The following is a 17,993-nucleotide window of genomic DNA, read 5'->3' as shown; positions in this document are numbered from 1 at the left end:
CGAGCGTCGGTCGTGTTGGCTGCTCCGGTTGGCGTGTTGGCCACTCGGGGCGGTGTGTTGGCCGCTCCGGTCGGTGAGTTGGGCACGCCGGAAGACGGTCAGGCGCCGAAGCGCAACTCGGACGCGAGGAGTTCGAGGCTCGTCACCGGCCGTCGCGAAGCTAGATAGCCCAGGGGTCCACTGGGGTTGAGGCTCCAGTCCGCCGACGCCGGGCGCGGGCGGATCTTCGCGCCGACCGGCGTCCGCAAGAGACCGTCGCGCGCCTGGACGACGTCGAACGACGTCGGCAGCCGCAACGGCAAGCCGGCGCGGCCCTTGAACGCCGCCGTCGCCAGCCAGTCGTCCGCGGTGGCCGCCGTGGCGGTGAAGGTGCGGCCGCTCGTGAAGTCCAGCGTGGCCAGGTCCTTCGGAATCGCCCACAGATCGCGGCCGCCCTGGAGGGAGACCTCGCTGTCGACCCAGATCTCGGTGATCGAGCACGACACCCGGCGGCCCTTGACCGCCACCGCCGCCAGTAACTCGTGGTAGGCGAGCTGGCCGGGCGGCGTGTAGTCGATCCACGCCGTGAACACGGACGCGTGCCCGGCGATCACCAGTGGTTCGGCGGGCACCGCGGGCAGGTCCGTCACCGGGACGCGCCAGATCGAGACGCGCGCGTCCGCGACGAGGTTCCAGGGCTGCGGCGGGTAGGCGGTCATGCGTCCAGCCAGGGGAGGTAGTCGGGCAGGTCCTTGTCGACGCGCAGGCCCCACGACGGCGGCCGTTTCTGCAGGAACGACATGACCCCTTCGACGGCGTCCGCGTTCGTGCCCAGGCCGCCGATCAGGCGGGAGTCGAGCTCGTGCACCGGGAACGGTGAGTCGGCGCTCGCCATCCGGTAGAGCAGCTGGCGGGTGACCGCGACGGACACCGGCGCGGTGTTCGCGATCAGCTCGCGGGCCAGCTCGTACGCCTCGTCGAGCACGGTTCCGGTCGGGAAGACCTGGTGCACCAAGCCTTTCGCGAGGGCTTCCGCCGCGGGGAAGACGCGGCCGCTGATCATCCAGTCGAGCGCGGTGCCCATGCCGACGAGCCGGGGGAGGAACCAGGCCGACGCGCCTTCGGGGTAGATGCCGCGGCGGGTGAACACGAAGCCGAACCGGGAGTCCTCGGAGGCGAGGCGGTAGTCGCAGGGGAGCGTGATCGTGCTGCCGGCGCCGACGGCCGCGCCCTGCAGGGCCGCGATCACCGGCTTGTTCATCGTGAAGATCCGCTTCGAGCAGCGGCCGGCCGGCTCCTGCCAGGCCGCGTCCGGCCCGGTCGCCGGGTCGAAGTCGAAACCGCCCTGTGACAGGTCGGCGCCGACGCAGAAGTCCTGGCCCGCGCCGGTCAGCACCACCACGCGGACGTCCTCGTCGCGGTCGGCGCGGTCCATCGCCGCGCCGAGCTCGTCGGCCATCCGGATCGTGTAGCCGTTGCGCGCCTCGGGGCGGTTCAGCGTCACCGTGGCGATCCGGTCCGCGACGGCGTAGGTGGTCTCGGCCATGGCGATGAAACTAAGGCAGACCGACACTACTGGCAAGATGTCAATAGTGTCTCCGCAGCGTCCGGGGTGAAACAATCAGGCGTGCTTGATTTTTATCGAGGCCGGTGCCACGCTGGGCGGCAGTACGCAAGGAGGCGGCGATGGCGGACCTCGGCGTGATCCTCGGGGATCTCGACGCAGAATCACAGGCACTCGATGACGTGGTGGCGGACCTGCCCGCGTCCGACTGGGCGCTGGAAACACCGGCCGCTCGGTGGACGATCGCGCACCAGATCGCGCACCTGACCTGGACCGACGGGAAGGCCTTGATCGCCACGGCCCATCCGGAGGACTGGCAGGCCGAGGTCGAAAGCCTGCTCACCGTCGGCGAGCACTACGTCGACGAAGCCGCGGCCGAAGGCGCCGACCTGTCGCCCGAGGAGCTGCTCGAACGCTGGCGCGCCGGGCGGGCGCGACTGGCCGAGGCCCTCGCCGCGGTGCCGGACGGGCAGAAGCTGCCCTGGTACGGCCCGCCGATGAGCGCGGCGTCGATGGTGACCGCGCGGCTGATGGAGACCTGGGCGCACGGCCAGGACGTCTACGACGCGCTCGGCCTGCGCCGCGAGCCCACCGCGCGGCTCTGGCACATCGCCCGCTTCGGCACGCGGACCCGCGACTTCGCCTACCTGCTCAACTCGCTCGCCCCGCCGACCGAGGAGTTCCGGGTCGAACTGGCCGCGCCGGACGGCACCACCTGGACGTTCGGGCCCGAGGACGCCGAGCAGCGGCTCACCGGCAGCGCCGTGGACTTCTGCCTGGTCGTCACCCAGCGGCGGCACCCGGCCGACACCGATCTCGTGGCGCAGGGCCCCGACGTCGAGGAGTGGCTGACCGTTGCGCAGGCCTTCGCCGGGCCTCCGGGATCGGGTCGGGAAGCGGGGCAGTTCGCATGACCGCCTTGAGGATCGGCAATGCGTCGGGGTTCTACGGCGACCGCTTCTCCGCCGTGCGCGAGATGCTCACCGGCGGGCCCTTGGACGTCCTGACCGGCGACTACCTGGCCGAGCTGACCATGCTCATCCTCGGCCGCGACCGGCTGAAGGACGCGAACCGCGGGTACGCCAAGACGTTCCTTCGCCAGATGGAGGAGAACCTCGAGCTGGCGAAGGAAAACGGCGTCAAGATCGTCGCCAACGCGGGCGGGCTCAACCCGGCTGGGCTGGCGGACGCCCTGCGTGAAATCGCCGACAAGCTCGGTGTCGACGTCAAGATCGCGCACGTCGAAGGCGACGACCTGGTCGCCCGCGCCGACGAGCTGGATCTCGGGAAACCCTTGACGGCCAACGCTTATCTCGGCGCGTGGGGCATCGCGGAGTGCCTGAACGCCGGCGCCGACGTCGTCGTCACCGGGCGCGTCACCGACGCCTCGGTGATCGTCGGACCGGCCGCCGCGCACTTCGGCTGGGGCCGTGACGACTACGACGCGCTCGCCGGCGCCGTCGCCGCCGGGCACGTCATCGAATGCGGCGCCCAGGCCACCGGCGGCAACTACGCCTTCTTCACCGAGCACGCCCTGGGCCTTCCGGGTTTCCCGATCGCCGAGATCGAGGCCGACGGCTCCAGCGTGATCACCAAGCACCCGGGCACCGGCGGCGTGGTGACCACCGGCACGGTCACCGCCCAGCTGCTCTACGAGATCACCGGCGCCCGCTACGCCGGCCCGGACGTCACCACGCGATTCGACACGCTCTCGGTGAGCCAGGACGGACCCGACCGCGTGCGGATCTCCGGCGTCCGCGGCGAGGCGCCGCCGCCGACGCTCAAGGTCGCGCTGAACACCCTCGGCGGGTTCCGCAACGAGACGACGTTCGTCCTCACCGGACTCGACATCGACGCGAAAGCCGCGCTGGTGAAGGAACAGCTCGAAGGCGCGCTGAAGGACCGGCCGCCCGCCGACGTCAAGTGGACGCTGGCGCGGACCGACCACGTCGACGCCGACACCGAGCAGACCGCGAGCGCGTTGCTGCACGTCGCCGTCAAGGACGCCGACCCGAAGGTCGCCGGCCGCGCCTTCACGAGCGCCGCGGTCGAACTCGCGCTGGCCAGCTACCCCGGTTTCCACGTCACGGCCCCGCCGTCGGACGCCTCGCCGTACGGCGTCTACACGGCGGCCTACGTGGACGCCGGGAAGGTGCCGCACGTCGCCGTGCTGCCGGACGGGATGCGGGTCGACATCGCGCCGTCGACGTCCACTGTGGAGCTGTCCGATGTGGACGAGCCGGAGCTGCCCGAGCCGCTCGACCACGGGCCGGTGCGGCGCGCGCCGCTCGGCAGCGTCATCGGCGCGCGCAGCGGCGACAAGGGCGGCAACGCCAACCTCGGCGTCTGGGTGCGGTCCGACGACGCCTGGCGGTGGCTGGTGCACCGGCTGACCGTCGCCGAGTTCAAGCTGCTGCTGCCCGAGACCGCCGACCTGCCGGTGACGCGTTACCTGCTGCCGAACCTGCGGGCGATGAACTTCGTCGTCGAAGGCATCCTCGGGCAGGGCGTCGCGTCGCAGGCGCGGTTCGACCCGCAGGCCAAGGCCTTCGGCGAGTGGTTGCGGTCCCGCGAAATCGACATCCCCGAGGTGCTCCTGTGACCGATCCGTTCCGGACGCCCGAGCGGGCCGAGCTGCGCAAGACCGTGCGCCGGTTCGTCGAGCAGGAGGTCCTGCCGCACCTCGACGACTGGGAACGCGCCGGCGAGCTGCCGCGTGACCTGCACCGCACGGCCGGGGACCTGGGCCTGCTGGGCGTCGCGTTCCCCGAGGAGATCGGCGGCGGGGACGGCAACTACCTCGACGCGCTCGTCGTCGCCGAGGAGATGCACTACGCCGGCGGCTCCGGCGGCCTGTTCGCGTCGCTGTTCACCTGCGGCATCGCCGTGCCGCACATCGCCGAGGCCGCCGACCCCGTGCAGATCGAGCGCTGGGTGCGGCCGACCCTGGCGGGCGACAAGATCGGCTCGCTGGCCGTCACCGAGCCGGACGGCGGCTCCGACGTCGCCGGGATCCGGACCACCGCGGTCCGCGAAGGCGACGAGTACGTCATCAACGGCGCCAAGACCTACATCACCTCCGGCTGCCGCGCCGACTTCGTGACGACCGTCGTGCGCACCGGCGGCGACGGCGCCCACGGGTTGTCGCTGATCGTCGTCGAACGCGGGACGCCCGGCTTCACCGTCTCCCGCAAGCTCGAGAAGATGGGCTGGCTCTGCTCCGACACCGCCGAACTGTCCTACGTGGACGTCCGGGTGCCGGTGGAGAACCTCGTCGGCGCCGAGAACAGCGGGTTCGCGCAGGTGGCCACCCAGTTCGTCACCGAACGGCTTTCTCTCGCGGTGCAGGCGTATTCGCACGCGCAGCGCGCGCTCGACCTGACGCTCGACTGGTGCCGGTTGCGCGAGACGTTCGGCCGGCCGCTGATCTCGCGGCAGCTCGTGCAGCACAAGCTGACCGAGATGGCGCGCAAGACCGACGTCGCGCGCACCTACGCCCGGCAGGTCGCGATCCGGCACGTGTCGGGCGAAGAGGTCATCGCCGAAGCCTGTTTCGCCAAGAACACCGCCGTCGAGGCCGCCGAATGGGTGGTCAACGAGGCCGTCCAGCTGCACGGCGGGCTCGGCTACATGCGCGAGGCCGAGGTGGAGCGGCACTACCGCGACGTCCGGATCCTCGGCATCGGCGGCGGCACCAACGAGATCCTCACCGGCCTGGCCGCGAAGCGATTGGGATACACCTCATGACCACCCTGAGGTCCACAGTGGACACGCGGGCCGCCGAGTTCGGCGCCAACCGCGAGGCGATGCTGGAGAAGCTCGCCGAGATCGACGCCGAGCAGGCCAAGGCCGTGGCCGGCGGCGGCGAGAAGTACGTCGAGCGACACCGCAAGCGCGGCAAGCTCCTGGCCCGCGAACGGATCGAGCTGCTGCTCGACGAGGACTCACCGTTCCTGGAGCTTTCGCCGTTGGCGGCCTGGGGCACCGACTACCGCGTCGGCGCGAGCCTGGTGACCGGCATCGGCGTCGTCGAAGGCGTCGAGTGCCTGGTCTCGGCCAGTGACCCGACGGTCAAGGGCGGCGCCAGCAACCCGTGGACGACCAAGAAGAGCTTCCGGGCCTCCGACATCGCCGCGCAGAACCGGCTGCCGTCGATCAACTTGGTCGAGTCCGGCGGCGCGGACCTGCCGACGCAGAAGGAGATCTTCATCCCCGGCGGCCGGATCTTCCGCGACATCACGCGCGCCTCGGCCGCGGGCTGCCCGACGGTCGCGCTGGTGTTCGGCAACTCGACCGCCGGCGGCGCGTACTTGCCGGGCATGTCGGACTACGTCGTGATGGTCAAGGAACGCGCGAAGGTGTTCCTCGGCGGTCCGCCGCTGGTCAAGATGGCCACCGGTGAGGAGTCCGACGACGAGTCGCTCGGCGGCGCCGAGATGCACGCGCGGACCTCGGGCCTGGCCGACTACCTCGCCGTCGACGAGCAGGACGCGATCCGCCTGGGCCGCAGCATCATCAAGCGGCTCAACTGGACCAAGCAGGGGCCGACGCCGAAGCCGGACTACGCCGAGCCGGTGTACGACGTCGACGACCTGCTCGGCATCGTGCCGACCGACCTGAAGGTGCCGTTCGACCCGCGCGAGGTGATCGCCCGCGTCGTCGACGGCTCCGACTTCGACGAGTTCAAGCCGCTCTACGGGCCGAGCCTGGTGACGGGCTGGGCGAGCATCCACGGCTACCCGGTCGGCGTGCTGGCCAACGCGCAGGGTGTGCTGTTCGGCGAGGAGTCGCAGAAGGCCGCGCAGTTCATCCAGCTGGCCAACCAGATCCACACGCCGCTGGTCTTCCTGCACAACACCACCGGCTACATGGTCGGCAAGGAGTACGAGCAGAGCGGCATCATCAAGCACGGCGCGATGATGATCAACGCCGTGTCGAACTCGAAGGTGCCGCACCTGTCCGTCCTCATGGGAGCGTCCTACGGCGCCGGGCACTACGGGATGTGCGGCCGGGCCTACGATCCCCGCTTCCTGTTCGCCTGGCCGAGCGCGAAGTCCGCGGTGATGGGCCCGGCGCAGCTGGCCGGCGTGCTGTCCATCGTGGCCCGCGCGGCCACCGAGGCGCGTGGCCAGGAGTACAGCGAGGAAAACGACAAGGCCATGCGCGCCATGGTGGAAGGCCAGATCGAAGCCGAGTCGATGCCGATGTTCCTCTCCGGCATGCTCTACGACGACGGCATCATCGACCCGCGCGACACCCGCACCGTGCTGGGGCTGAGCCTGTCCGCGATCTACAATGGACCAGTGAAGGGCGCCGAAGGCTTCGGCGTCTTCCGGATGTGAGTGAGCGATGATCCAGAACCTGCTGGTCGCCAACCGCGGCGAGATCGCCCGCCGCGTCTTCTCGAGCTGCCGCGACGCCGGGATCGGCACGGTCGCCGTGTTCTCCGACGCCGATGCCGCCGCACCCCACACCCTCGAAGCCGACGCGGCCGTCCGGCTGCCCGGCAACGCGCCGTCCGAGACGTACCTGCGTGCCGAGCTGCTGGTCAAGGCCGCCGCGGACACCGGCGCCGACGCCGTCCACCCCGGCTACGGTTTCCTGTCCGAGAACGCCGCGTTCGCCCGCGCCGTCCTCGACGCCGGGCTGACCTGGGTCGGGCCGCCGCCGGAGGCCATCGAGACCATGGGCTCCAAAGTGGAGTCCAAGCGGCTGATGGCCGCGGCCGGTGTGCCGGTGCTGTCCGAACTGGACCCGGCGTCGGTGACGTCGGAAGATCTGCCCCTGCTGGTCAAGGCGTCCGCCGGGGGTGGTGGCCGCGGGATGCGCGTGGTCCGCTCCCTCGACGAGCTGGCCGAGGCCGTGGAAGGCGCGAGCGCGGAGGCCGCGTCCGCGTTCGGCGACCCGACCGTGTTCTGCGAGCGGTACCTGGAGACCGGGCGGCACATCGAGGTCCAGGTGCTGGCCGACCGGCACGGCACGGTGTGGGCGGTGGGGGAGCGGGAGTGCTCGATCCAGCGCCGGCACCAGAAGGTCGTCGAGGAGGCGCCGTCGCCGTTCGTCGACGACGCCATGCGCGCGGAGCTGTTCGACGCCGCGCGCAAGGCGGCCCAGGCGATCGACTACGTCGGCGCGGGCACCGTCGAGTTCCTCGCCGGGCCGGACGGGCGGTTCTACTTCCTCGAGATGAACACCCGGCTGCAGGTCGAGCACCCGGTCACCGAGAACGTCACGGGCCTGGACCTGGTGGCGCTGCAGTTGCGCGTCGCCGACGGGGAACGGCTGCCCGCCGACCCGCCGCCGACCGTCGGGCACTCCATCGAGGTCCGGCTCTACGCCGAGGATCCGGCCGAGAACTGGCAGCCGCAGAGCGGCACGCTGCACACGTTCGAAGTGCCCGATGTGGACCGTTCGTTCACCCGCGGACCGGGGCTGCGGCTGGATTCCGGGTTCGTCAGCGGTTCGGTCGTCGGCGTCCACTACGACCCGATGCTGGCCAAGGTGATCACCTGGGCACCGACCCGCGCCGAGGCCGCGCGACGGCTCGCCAAGGCCCTGGCGGCGACGAAGATCCACGGCGTCGTCACCAACCGCGACCTGCTGGTCAACATCCTGCGGCACGACGCCTTCCTCGCCGGGGAGACCGACACGGCCTTCTTCGACCGGCACGGTCTCGACACGCTGGCCGCACCACTGGCCACTGTGGACACCGAGCGCCTCTCGGCGTTGGCCGCCGCACTCGCGGAAGCCGCGACGAACCGGGCCGGGGCGCGCACGCAGGGGCGGCTGCCCAGCGGCTGGCGCAACGTCCGGTCCGCCGGGCAGCGCAAGGTCTTCTCGATCGGCGACCGCGAGTACGAGGTCGTCTACACGCTCGGCCGGGACGGCTTGCGGGCCGAGGGCTACGACGCCGAGCTGGTCGGCGCCGAGCCCGGTCGGGTCGTGCTGGACGTCGCCGGCGTGCGGCGCACCTTCGACGTCGCCCGGCACGACGGCGTGTCCTATGTGGACTCCGCGCTCGGTTCGGTCGCGCTGACGGCAGCGCCGCGGTTCGCCGACCCGGACGCGGCGCTGGCGGCGGGCTCGCTGGTCGCGCCGATGCCGGGCACCGTCGTCCGGCTCGCCGTGCAGGCCGGGGACCCGGTCAAGGCGGGCGATCCGCTGCTGTGGCTCGAAGCGATGAAGATGGAGCACCGGATCGCGGCGCCCGCGGACGGCGTGGTGACGGAGCTGCCGGTGACGGTCGGGCAGCAGGTCGAAGTCGGCACAATTCTGGCTGTGGTCGGAGAAGCTGTGGTGGGAGAAGAAGCATGAACGCGATGAACTTCATCGAGCCCGAAGAGCGGATCGCGCTCCGCAAGGCCGTCGCCGAGCTCGGCACCAAGTACGGCCACGAGTACTACGCGCGCAAGGCCCGCGCCGGCGAGAAGACCCACGAGCTGTGGGACGAGGCCGGCCGGCTGGGCTACCTCGGCGTCAACATCCCCGAGGAGTACGGCGGCGGGGGCGCGGGCATCGCCGACCTCGCCGCGGTGCTGGAGGAGCTGGCCGCCGCGGGTTCGCCGTTGCTGCTCATGGTCGTCTCGCCGGCGATCTGCGGCACCGTGATCTCCCGCTTCGGCACCGAAGAGCAGAAGAAGCAGTGGCTGCCCGGCATCGCCGACGGCAGCAAGCGGATGGTCTTCGCCATCACCGAGCCGGACGCCGGGTCGAACTCGCACAAGATCACCACCACCGCCAAGCGCGACGGCGACGGCTGGGTCCTCAGTGGACGCAAGGTGTACATCTCCGGTGTCGACGAGGCGGACGCGGTGCTCGTCGTCGGCCGCATGGAGGACTCGAAGACCGGCCGGCTCAAGCCCGCGCTGTTCATCCTGCCGACGGGCACGGCCGGGTTCGAGTACACCGTGATCCCGATGGACATCGTCGCGCCGGAGGACCAGTTCTCGCTGTTCCTCGACGACGTCAAGCTCCCGGCCGAGGCGCTCGTCGGCGAGGAGGACGCGGCGATCGCCCAGCTGTTCGCCGGCCTCAACCCGGAACGCATCATGGGCGCGTCGTTCTCCCTCGGCATCGCCCGGTACGCGCTGGCCAAGGCCGTCTCCTACGCCAACCAGCGGCAGGTCTGGGGCACGCCGATCGGCGCCCACCAGGGGCTCGCGCACCCGCTGTCGGAGATCAAGATCGAGCTGGAACTGGCCAAGCTGATGACCCAGAAGGCCGCTTCGCTCTACGACGCCGGTGACGACTTCGGCGCGGGGGAGTCGGCCAACATGGCCAAGTACGCCGCCGCCGAGGTCGCCATCCGCGCCACCGACCAGGCCGTGCAGACCCACGGCGGCAACGGCCTGGCCACCGAGTACGGCCTCGGCACGCTGGTCACCGCCGTCCGGCTGGGCCGGATCGCCCCGGTCAGCCGCGAGATGGTGCTCAACTTCGTCGGCCAGCACAGCCTCGGCCTGCCCAAGTCCTACTAGGAGGGTCGACATGTCCACATTGGACGGCAAGACGATCATCATGTCCGGTGGGAGCCGCGGCATCGGTGAGGCGATCGCCATACGCGCCGCGGCCGACGGCGCCAACGTCGCGCTGCTCGCCAAGACCGCCGAACCGCACCCGAAGCTGCCCGGCACTATCTACACCGCCGCGGAAGCCATCGAGAAGGCCGGCGGGCACGCGCTGCCGATCCTCGGCGACGTCCGTGACGACGACGGGGTCGCGGCGGCGGTGGCGAAGACCGTGGAGCAGTTCGGCGGCATCGACATCGTCGTGAACAACGCCAGCGCGATCGACCTGACGCCGACCGAGCAGGTCAGCATGAAGCGCTACGACCTGATGCAGGACATCAACGCGCGGGGGACGTTCCTGCTGTCCAAGCTGGCCATCCCGCACCTGCGGGCCTCGGCGAACGCGCACATCCTGACGCTGTCGCCGCCGATCAGCCTCGACGAGAAGTGGTTCACCGCCGGCCACCTCGCCTACAGCATCGCGAAGTACTCGATGAGCCTGGTGACCGTCGGCCTCGCGGCGGAACTGAAGGCGGACGGCGTCGCGGTCAACTCGCTCTGGCCGCGCACGACGATCGACACGGCGGCGATCCGCAACGTCGTCGGCGCCGAGCTGGCCGACCGCAGCCGCACGCCGGAGATCATGGCCGACGCCGCCTACGCGATCCTCACCAAGCCGAGCCGCGAGGCGACCGGGAACTTCTTCCTCGACGACGAGGTCCTGCGCGCCGAAGGGGTGACCGACTTCGCGAAGTACCGGATCGGGGGCTCCGAGGACGACCTCCAGCTCGACTTCTGGGTCGATCCGGCGTAGCCGATGCTCCGCGAACCGCAGCAGGAACGCAGCCGCACCACCCGGCGGCGGCTCATCGAGGCCGCGCTCGACAGCTTCGGCGAGCGCGGCTGGCACGGGGTCACGGTCGCCGTGATCGCCGAACGCGCGGGCGTTTCCCGGGGCGCCGCGCAGCACCACTTCCCGACGCGGGAAGACCTGGTCGCGGCGGCGGTGGACCTCCTGGGCGAGGCCCAGATCGACGAGCTGCGCGCGCAGGCCGCGGACCTGCCGAGCGGGTCGTCGCGCATCGAGCGCGTCGTCGAGATGGTGCTGAACCTGTACACCGGGCCGCTGTTCCGGGCCGCGTTGCAGCTCTGGGCGGTCGCGGCCACGGACGAGGCGCTCCGGGACGTCCTGGTGCCCCTGGAGGCCCGGGTCGGCCGTGAGGCGCACCGGGTGACCGTCGAGCTGCTGGGCGTCGACGAGTCCCGGGCGGGAGTGCGCGAGCTGGTCCAGGCCACGCTCGACCTCGCCCGCGGCCTGGGCCTGGCGAACCTGCTGACCGACGACACCCGGCGGCGGCGGCAGATCGTGCGCGAGTGGGCGCAGACCCTCGAACTCCGCATGGCTGAAGCCGCGAGCTGACCGGCGGCCGTCGACACACTGGTCCAGGCCACTTTTCGCCCTGTTGACCGCCCCGGGCCCCGCTCCGCCGACTGGCCGGAACCGCCAAGGTCTAGTAAACGTCCTAGTGCTGTAGCTAACACAATTGGCCCAATGGACGATGACTCGTAGTAGTAGGTCACGAAGCAGAAAGGCAGTCCGGTGTCCGGTTCAGGAGTCGAGCTCACCCACCGCGCGATGGCGATGCTGAGGGCGGTGGCAGCCGGGCGTGCTGAGATGTCGTGCAGCTGCGAGCCGGACCTCTTCGTAGACGGATTCGCCTGTTGCGATCAGATGACCGCGCACGCGCTGGCCCACGGCGGCTACGTCCGTCCCGCCGCCGATGGCGCCGTCGGGCGCGTCGCGGCCGAACTGACCGAGGCCGGCCGGGCCGCGCTGGAGATCACCCTCGCCGCCTGAGCCCGGAGCCGCCGTCACTGAGCGTCGCGGGGTTCGCTCGCACGTTCGGTGACCACCGCCGTACCCGCTCAGGGCCCTGACCTGGCAGTGTGGTGCCATGGCGGATCAGGACCCCCCGGCCACGAAGCCGGGGGACGAGGAAGCGACGATCTTCCTCCCCAGTGACTTGCGCGGCCACCACTGGCCGACCCGCGACCTCGACGTCTCCCGGCGGCCGTACGACGAGTTCGCCACCCAGATCGTCGCGAGGCCACCCGCGTCGCCGGTGTCGGCCGGTCGCAGCGAAGGGGCCGGCGCCTCGCTGGCCCGCTCGAGCGGGCGGATGGCGATCGCCTCGACCGTCAGCCGGATCACCGGCTTCGTCGCCAAGCTGCTGCTCGCCGCCGTGGTCGGCACCGGGATCGTCAACGACGCCTTCACCGTCGCCAACACCCTGCCGAACATCGTGTTCGAGCTGCTCTTCGGCGGGGTGCTGGCCAGTGTCGTGGTGCCGCTGCTGGTCCGCTCGCAGGACGACGCCGACGGCGGCCGGGCCTACACGCAGCGGCTCCTCTCGATGGCGCTGGTGCTGCTCACCGTCGGGACGGCCGTCGCGGTGGCCATCGCGCCGCTGTTCACCGCTCTCTACGTCGACAAATCGTCAGCGGAGGCCAACCCGGGGCTCACCACCGCGCTGGCGTACCTGCTGCTGCCGCAGATCCTGTTCTACGGCCTGTTCGCGCTGATGTCGGCCATCCTCAACGCCCAGAACGTGTTCGGCCCGCCGGCCTGGGCGCCGGTGCTGAACAACGTCGTCGTCACCGCCACGCTGGTCGTGTTCGCGCTGATGCCGGGGGAGCTGACGCTCAACCCGGTGCGGATGAGCGACCCGAAGCTGCTCGTGCTCGGCTTCGGCACGACGCTCGGCATCGTCGTGCAGGCGCTGGTGCTCATCCCGGCGTTGCTGCGCACCGGCTTCCGGTTCCGCTGGCGCTGGGGTTTCGACCCGCGGATGAAGGAGTTCGGCGGGCTCGCCGCGTGGATCCTCGGGTACGTCGTGGTGAGCCACGTCGGGTTCGTCGTCACGACCCGGGTGCTGACCGGCGGCACCGGCGGCGGCGTCACCGCCTACAGCTACGCGTCGCTGCTCTTCCAGCTGCCGTACGGCATCCTCGGCGTCTCGCTGCTGACCGCCCTCATGCCGCGGATGAGCCGGGCCGCCGCGGACGGCGACACCGCGCGGCTCGTCGGCGACCTTTCGCTCGCCTCCCGCATCTCCACGGTGCTCTTCGTGCCGATCTCCGCCGCGCTGGCCGTCGTCGGCACGCCGATCGGCGTCGCGATCTTCACCTGGGGCCGCGGCACCCTCGACGACGCCGAGCGGCTCGGCCAGACCCTCGCCGTCTCCGCGGTCGGGCTGCTGCCCTACGCGCTGGTGATGCTGCAGCTGCGGGTGTTCTACGCCATGAAGGACGCCCGCACGCCCACGCTGATCATGCTCGTCATGACCGCCGTGAAGATCCCGCTGCTGTTCCTCTGCCGCGGGCTGCTCGACGGTGAGCACATCGTCTACGGCGTCATGCTGGTCAACGGCGCGGGGTTCGTCGTCGGCGCCGTGCTCGGCCAGGTCTGGCTGTGGGTGCGGCTCGGGCACCTGCGCAGCCGCCGCTCGCTGCGGGTCGGGCTCATCACCCTGGGCGTGAGCGGGCTCGGGGTGCTGGCCGCGGTGCTCGCCGGCTACGCCGTGCCGGGCTCGCTCGGCGTGATCCCCGCGGCGTGGGTGAAGCTGCCGATCCAGGGCCTGCTCGGGATCGCCGTGCCGTTCGGCCTCCTGGCGCTGGTGAAGCTGCCCGAGTTCACGCCCGTGACCCGCCGGGTGGCGGGGCTGCTGCGTCGCTGAACCCTTGGTGACGACTACGGCCGGATCCGCGTTCCGGATGTCTCGAAACGATAACGAGAGGGCTGCGATCAGCACGTTTACAATTCCGGCGCCGGTTCCTAATATCCAGCGGGATCAGCGAAGGGGTGGAGGTCGTTCATGACGCGCAGCGCGCGCAGGCGGCGGGACCGGGTCTCGGTCGACGAACTGCTCCGGCAGGCGGGGGTCCGGCCGCGGAAACCGGGCTCGCGCTCGGCCCGGGTGGCGGCCCGGCGGAACCGCGAGCCGGGCGGCGTGGCGAGCCGGATCGCGCTGGCGTCGGCGGTGACCGTGGTGCTGGGCGGGCTGGTGCTCGCGCTGGTGGTGCGGCCCGACCCGATCCCGGGATCCACGCCCTTCCCGCAGCTGCAGCCGGCCACCGGCACGCCGTCGTCGAGCGCGCTCGCGGTGCCCACGCAGACGACCACGCCGTCCCCGGTGGTCATGCAGGCCCAGCGGACACCGACGCCGACACCGACGCCGTCACCCGCCGTGTCGACGGTGGTGATCCCGCCGCCGACGACCACCGTGCCGCCACCGACCACAGTGGACTTGAGCACGCTGAACCCGGGCTACTCGACCTACGGCGGCGGCGACCACCACGGCGGTCACACCCGCTGACGCCGCAGCGGCAGGTAGGTCCCGCCGGCGATATCGGCGAGCCCGAGCCTGGCCAGCACGAACCCGACCGCGCCGGACGTGAGCGCGACGACCTTGGCGCCGTAGTGGGGTGCTGCCGGTCGTCGTCATGGACCGACGGTAGGTGACGGATATCGCGCCGGTGTGACGGTCAAAGGCGGCGTGCTCCAGGATGGTCCGGAGGGACGCACAGCCCGAGCTGCCGCCGGTAGGCCAGATCGCATGGCCAGCACGTCCGAACTCCGACGAAGTCGGCCGTACGGCCGGTGTATTCGACGAGGTCCGTGTAGCCGCACAACATGGTGATCGCGTCGCCGGGGCGGGGTACGCGGGCGAGCGCGGCTCGATGACGTTCGCCGTGGGCCACGAGGTGGAGCCGGTCGAGGTCGAGCAGAACGCTCAACGGCATCGCGCCGCTCCTGGGTCATCGGGCGCTGCGTTCGACCGGCCTGGTGCGGTGATCGGGCGATCCCTGGACGTCATGTTTTGAGGAAACCGCGCATCGAAGGACTCGGGAACCGCGTTGGCGGGGACGTTTCGCCGGCGAATTGGCCCGAGGGAAACGTCCGAAACGCCCCCGTGGGAATATGACGTATGGCCAACGACCGGCTACGGACAGCGATGCTCGCCGTCAACCTGACGGTGGAGAAGCTCGCGGCCGCGGTGGATGTCGATCCGAAGACGGCCGAGCGGTGGATCAGCCGCGAGCGAGTACCGCACCGGGCGACTCGGCACAAAGTCGTTGAAGTGCTGGAGTGTCGTGAGGTCGATTTGTGGCCGTCGCTGTTCGAAGACACCCAGGCCCGTTCGGGGGAGACGGAACTTTTCCGGTTGTACCCGTCGCGTTCGGCGATCACCGCGATGACTTGGACGAACCTGCTCGGCGGCCTTCGTGAGGCGATGGACCTGCAGGTCTTCTCCGGTATTTTCCTGGTCGAACAGTACGACCTCGTTGCGCTGATCCGAGCGAAATCCGCGACCGGCGTGCGATTTCGCCTTCTGGTCGGCGACCAGTCGGCTCCGGCAGTGATCCGCCGTGCCGTCGAGGAGGGCACACCCGGCGGCCTCGAAGGCCGGGTTCAGCTGATGCGCCGGTATCTGGCCGAGGTCGCCGGTCTGGACGGTGTCGAGGTGCGTACGCACGGCGAAACGCTTTACAACTCGCTCTACCGGTTCGACGATGACCTGCTCGTCAACGGGCACACGTTGGGCGCGCTGGCCGGCCAGAGCCCGGTGTGGCAGTTGAGGCGAACGCCTGCCGGACCGATCTGGGAGCACTATCGCCGGGCCTTCGAGCGGGCGTGGGCGGCCGGTGTACCCGAAATCCGATAGGAGCTTGTGATGGGCCGAGTCGACTACTTCAACGATCCTGCGGCGCCCACGGCCACCAGCGTGGTGCCTTCGGTGACCGCGGTCGTCCGTGACGGCCAAGGCCGCGTCCTGCTCATCCACAAGATCGACAACAACCGGTGGGCACTGCCGGGCGGCGGTCATGACGTGGGTGAACGGATCACGGAAACCGTTGTCCGCGAAGTTCGGGAGGAGACCGGGCTCGCGGTCGAAGTGCTGCGGTTGGTGGGGACCTACACCGATCCGCGGCACGTGATGGCCTACAGCGATGGTGAAGTCCGGCAGCAGTTCTCCCTGTGCTTCGAGGCGCGGTGGACCGGTGGGACACCACGCGAAGACGGCACCGAGACGAGGGCCGTCCGGTGGGTCGAGCCCGATGCCCTGGACACGTTGGACATTCATCCGTCCATGCGGCTGCGTATCCACCACGCGTTGGACGAGAGCCGCACGGCGCCCTACCTCGGCTGAGCCGCGAGGCGTTCTTCGGTTCGCTTGACGGACTCTCGGAGCACCGGAGCCGCTTTCGTCCAGGTGCGGTGAACTGGGTGATCGGCCGGGTAGCGCTCCAGGATCTCCGCGATCCGTTCGGCGAAGCCGAGACGATCGCCTCGGGGGCCGGTGGTCAGGTCCGCGGTGACCAGGGCGTCGAGGCACGATCCCGCCGGCACCGGGAAGGCCGCGAGTTCCGGGGTCAGTCCTCGTTCGGCGGCCTCGAACCGGGCGCCGGAATGGTGGGCGACCAGGTTGACCACGACATCCGGCCAGCCGAGGTGCCGCAGGTGGCGGGCGCCGTCGAGCGGGTGGAAGCCGGTGGCGCCGATCTCGGGGGCGTAGCCGATGTCGTGCAGCCAGGCCGCGCTGATGAGTGGGTCCCGGTCCGGCGGCGAGACCGCCGGGAGCAGTTCTGCGGCGCGGGCCGCGACCGCCTGCACGTGGGCCCAGCGGTCGCCGAGTGGTTCGACCAGTCCGCGCGCGAGCTTCGCGGCGTCCGCCGGGCTCGGCTCGTCGGGCATGGGGTCAGGCTACCGGCCCGTGTGACGGAATCCGGTTCCCGCTCACCGGAAACCGAATCCGGCGTCACTTCCCGCTGAGCGGAAACCAAGTAACCGCGAAGGCCCTCTCACCGACCCCGATGCCGGTGAGAGGGCCCTCGACTGCCCCACTACGGGCGCTGTGTCAGCCGGCGTAACCGGCGACGATCTTGGTGAACGCGTACTTGTCCTGGGTGATTCCGCTGCACTCGCCGCCGCCGCTGCAGTCGCGGTTGGTGGCCCAGAACGTGAAGCGGCCCAGGTGGTGGCTCGTCGCGTAACCACGGATGGAGGTGAAGTTGGCGACCGTGACCGTCTCGCCCGCGTTGTCGGTCTTGCCGTTCATCGAGGAGAGGCCGCTGTGCCGGTACGCCGTGTCGTCGGTGTAGCCGAACGTCGTCTTGAGCTGGTTCTTCAGCCCGTCGACCGCGGACTTCGTCATGGCGGCCATGTCACCGCCGCTGGAGAAGTCGAACGGCATGACCGACCAGACGTCGACCGGGGCACCGATCGCCTTGGCCTGCGTGATCAGGCGCTTGCCCCAGCTGTCGGGGCCGGTCGTGGTGGTGCCGATGGTGATGACGACCTTCAGGTTCGGGTTGGCCTGCTTGGTCAGCTTGACCGCGTTGAGGATGCGGTCCTGCACCGTGTTGTTCTGGAACTCGTCGGTGTTCTCGATGTCCAGGTCGATCGCCTTGAGCCCGTAGGCGTCGATGACCTTCTGGTACGCGCCCGCCAGCGCCGAAGCCGACGTGCACTTCGAGCCGAGCTTGGTGCCGGACCAGCCGCCGAAGGAGGGGATGACGTCCCCGCCCGCGTTGCGGATGTTCGTGATCAGCGTCTTGTCCGAGCCGGTCAGCGAACGGCTGCCGTCCCACTTGGGGTTGCACGTCCCGTCGGACAGCACGAAGGCGAGGGTAAACGCTTTCACCCCGGTCGCGGACATCGCCGCGGTGGGGCTGGTCTGGCCGCCCCACTGGTACAGGTACGGGGAAGCGAGCACCGGGTCGACCGCGGCCATGGCCTGCGGGGCGAGGCCCACCGCCGTCGCCATCGCGGCTCCGGCGGCGACGGCGAGGGTCACCAGACGGCGCACTGATTTCATGGGGTCCTCCAAACTGAACAGGATGGAGCACCTCCGGTTTGAGGCGGCGGGATCATCCCGGGA

18 protein-coding genes are annotated in these 17,993 nt (G+C 70.5%); 13 read left to right on the top strand and 5 right to left on the bottom strand.

The annotated features are described in order from the left end of the window. Positions 1 to 98: 98 nt before the first annotated feature. A complete protein-coding gene (locus ACLJQZ_RS04805; RefSeq protein WP_410618823.1) occupies positions 99 to 698 on the bottom strand; it encodes an acetoacetate decarboxylase family protein in 600 nt (199 codons plus the stop codon). Beyond that, positions 695 to 1,525: an enoyl-CoA hydratase-related protein gene (locus ACLJQZ_RS04800; protein ID WP_410618821.1), complete on the bottom strand. Its 831-nt coding sequence runs from the start codon at positions 1,523 to 1,525 to the stop codon at positions 695 to 697. Before ACLJQZ_RS04800 ends, ACLJQZ_RS04805 begins: the two co-directional genes overlap by 4 nt. 140 nt (positions 1,526 to 1,665) lie before the next feature. Between ACLJQZ_RS04800 and ACLJQZ_RS04795 the strand changes: the two genes are divergently transcribed. From ACLJQZ_RS04795 to ACLJQZ_RS04745, 11 genes are all read left to right on the top strand, one after another. After that, entirely contained in the window at positions 1,666 to 2,457 is a 792-nt protein-coding gene (locus ACLJQZ_RS04795) for a TIGR03084 family metal-binding protein (protein WP_410618819.1), read from the top strand. Further along, positions 2,454 to 4,145: an acyclic terpene utilization AtuA family protein gene (locus ACLJQZ_RS04790; RefSeq protein WP_410618818.1), complete on the top strand. Its 1,692-nt coding sequence runs from the start codon at positions 2,454 to 2,456 to the stop codon at positions 4,143 to 4,145. Before ACLJQZ_RS04795 ends, ACLJQZ_RS04790 begins: the two co-directional genes overlap by 4 nt. Continuing rightward, entirely contained in the window at positions 4,142 to 5,290 is a 1,149-nt protein-coding gene (locus ACLJQZ_RS04785; protein WP_410618816.1) for an acyl-CoA dehydrogenase family protein, read from the top strand. The genes ACLJQZ_RS04790 and ACLJQZ_RS04785 overlap by 4 nt, the downstream gene beginning before the upstream one ends. Beyond that, positions 5,287 to 6,885 (top strand): acyl-CoA carboxylase subunit beta, encoded by a 1,599-nt coding sequence (locus tag ACLJQZ_RS04780; protein WP_410618815.1) that lies wholly within the window; start codon positions 5,287 to 5,289, stop codon positions 6,883 to 6,885. The genes ACLJQZ_RS04785 and ACLJQZ_RS04780 overlap by 4 nt, the downstream gene beginning before the upstream one ends. 7 nt (positions 6,886 to 6,892) lie before the next feature. Further along, entirely contained in the window at positions 6,893 to 8,857 is a 1,965-nt protein-coding gene (locus tag ACLJQZ_RS04775; protein ID WP_410618814.1) for an acetyl/propionyl/methylcrotonyl-CoA carboxylase subunit alpha, read from the top strand. Continuing rightward, positions 8,854 to 10,020, top strand: coding sequence for an acyl-CoA dehydrogenase family protein (locus ACLJQZ_RS04770; RefSeq protein ID WP_410618813.1), 1,167 nt, complete (start codon positions 8,854 to 8,856; stop codon positions 10,018 to 10,020). Before ACLJQZ_RS04775 ends, ACLJQZ_RS04770 begins: the two co-directional genes overlap by 4 nt. A 10-nt stretch (positions 10,021 to 10,030) precedes the next feature. Then, positions 10,031 to 10,864 (top strand): SDR family oxidoreductase, encoded by an 834-nt coding sequence (locus ACLJQZ_RS04765; protein WP_410618812.1) that lies wholly within the window; start codon positions 10,031 to 10,033, stop codon positions 10,862 to 10,864. A 3-nt stretch (positions 10,865 to 10,867) separates the two neighbouring features. Next, complete coding sequence (locus tag ACLJQZ_RS04760; RefSeq protein WP_410618811.1) at positions 10,868 to 11,470, top strand: TetR/AcrR family transcriptional regulator; 603 nt, start codon at positions 10,868 to 10,870, stop codon at positions 11,468 to 11,470. 180 nt (positions 11,471 to 11,650) lie between these two features. Beyond that, on the top strand, positions 11,651 to 11,908 hold the full coding sequence (locus ACLJQZ_RS04755) for a hypothetical protein (protein WP_326947938.1): 258 nt from the start codon (positions 11,651 to 11,653) through the stop codon (positions 11,906 to 11,908). Between the two features lie 97 nt (positions 11,909 to 12,005). Further along, positions 12,006 to 13,787 carry a murein biosynthesis integral membrane protein MurJ gene (gene murJ / locus ACLJQZ_RS04750; RefSeq protein ID WP_326947939.1) on the top strand — a complete coding sequence of 594 codons (1,782 nt, stop codon included), beginning with the start codon at positions 12,006 to 12,008 and terminating at the stop codon, positions 13,785 to 13,787. Positions 13,788 to 13,925: 138 nt separating this feature from the next. Continuing rightward, complete coding sequence (locus ACLJQZ_RS04745) at positions 13,926 to 14,426, top strand: hypothetical protein (RefSeq protein WP_410618809.1); 501 nt, start codon at positions 13,926 to 13,928, stop codon at positions 14,424 to 14,426. Between the two features lie 169 nt (positions 14,427 to 14,595). Here the strand turns inward: ACLJQZ_RS04745 and ACLJQZ_RS04740 are convergent, their stop codons facing one another. Further along, positions 14,596 to 14,853 carry a zinc finger protein gene (locus tag ACLJQZ_RS04740; protein ID WP_410618808.1) on the bottom strand — a complete coding sequence of 86 codons (258 nt, stop codon included), beginning with the start codon at positions 14,851 to 14,853 and terminating at the stop codon, positions 14,596 to 14,598. Between the two features lie 185 nt (positions 14,854 to 15,038). Between ACLJQZ_RS04740 and ACLJQZ_RS04735 the strand changes: the two genes are divergently transcribed. Both ACLJQZ_RS04735 and ACLJQZ_RS04730 read left to right on the top strand, forming a co-directional pair. Then, positions 15,039 to 15,776, top strand: a complete 738-nt coding sequence (locus ACLJQZ_RS04735; RefSeq protein ID WP_410618807.1) for an XRE family transcriptional regulator — start codon at positions 15,039 to 15,041, stop codon at positions 15,774 to 15,776. 9 nt (positions 15,777 to 15,785) lie between these two features. After that, a complete protein-coding gene (locus ACLJQZ_RS04730) occupies positions 15,786 to 16,262 on the top strand; it encodes an NUDIX domain-containing protein (protein ID WP_410618806.1) in 477 nt (158 codons plus the stop codon). Here the strand turns inward: ACLJQZ_RS04730 and ACLJQZ_RS04725 are convergent. After that, positions 16,250 to 16,807 (bottom strand): HD domain-containing protein, encoded by a 558-nt coding sequence (locus ACLJQZ_RS04725; protein ID WP_410618804.1) that lies wholly within the window; start codon positions 16,805 to 16,807, stop codon positions 16,250 to 16,252. The genes ACLJQZ_RS04730 and ACLJQZ_RS04725 overlap by 13 nt on opposite strands. A gap of 163 nt (positions 16,808 to 16,970) precedes the next feature. Continuing rightward, complete coding sequence (locus tag ACLJQZ_RS04720; protein ID WP_410618803.1) at positions 16,971 to 17,930, bottom strand: chitinase; 960 nt, start codon at positions 17,928 to 17,930, stop codon at positions 16,971 to 16,973. Positions 17,931 to 17,993: the final 63 nt, after the last annotated feature.

This window comes from Amycolatopsis sp. cmx-8-4, from assembly GCF_046548675.1.
GTDB lineage: Bacteria > Actinomycetota > Actinomycetes > Mycobacteriales > Pseudonocardiaceae > Amycolatopsis.
The sequence above is the reverse complement of the archived record's forward strand: the minus strand, read 5'-3'. Positions and strand labels throughout refer to the sequence as shown.